Genomic DNA, 632 nt, shown 5'->3' with positions numbered 1-632 from the left:
AATTTAAACTTAAAGTTGTGCATAAATATCTTAACGATGGTGGTTTCAAATCAACTGGTAAAGTTTTCAAAATACATAAGAGTGTTGTAAATAAGTGGGGCGATATTTATAAGATTCATGGAGCTGATGGGTTAAATCGAGTTATTAAAAATCAGGTTTATAGTGTTGAGTTTAAATTACAAGTTGTTGAGTCAGTATTAAATGATGGTCTTAGTTATGCAGAGATACTTGTTAAGTTCAAACTTAAAGAACTTGGTACAATTTCGATGTGGTTGCATCAGTACCAGAAAAGCGGTATAGAGGGTTTGAAGCCTAAGCCTAGAGGACGATCTAAACAGATGCCAAAGCCTAAGACAACAAGAGTCCAATGTACCTTGGAAGATCGAGACAAAACTCAAGAACAGTTACTAGAAGAGCTTGCATATCTACGCGCCGAGAATGCTTATTTAAAAAAGCGGAGAGCCTTTATTCAGAAGCAGCAAGAACAGGAGCAAGCCGAACAGCAACGGTTACAAGACTCATTTCTGAATTAAGGCAAAGCTATAAATTGAAATATCTATTACGTGCATCACAAATGGCTCGAAGTACTTACTTTTATCATGAGCAACGATCAAAGCTTAACGATAAATACA

1 pseudogene is annotated in these 632 nt (G+C 35.9%); it reads left to right on the top strand.

The annotated features are described in order from the left end of the window. Positions 1 to 632 (top strand): annotated as a pseudogene (locus A7A69_RS09485) (transposase); the annotation flags it as partial.

The organism is Acinetobacter guerrae (assembly GCF_009372255.1).
GTDB classification, from domain to species: domain Bacteria; phylum Pseudomonadota; class Gammaproteobacteria; order Pseudomonadales; family Moraxellaceae; genus Acinetobacter; species Acinetobacter guerrae.
The sequence above is the reverse complement of the archived record's forward strand: the minus strand, read 5'-3'. Positions and strand labels throughout refer to the sequence as shown.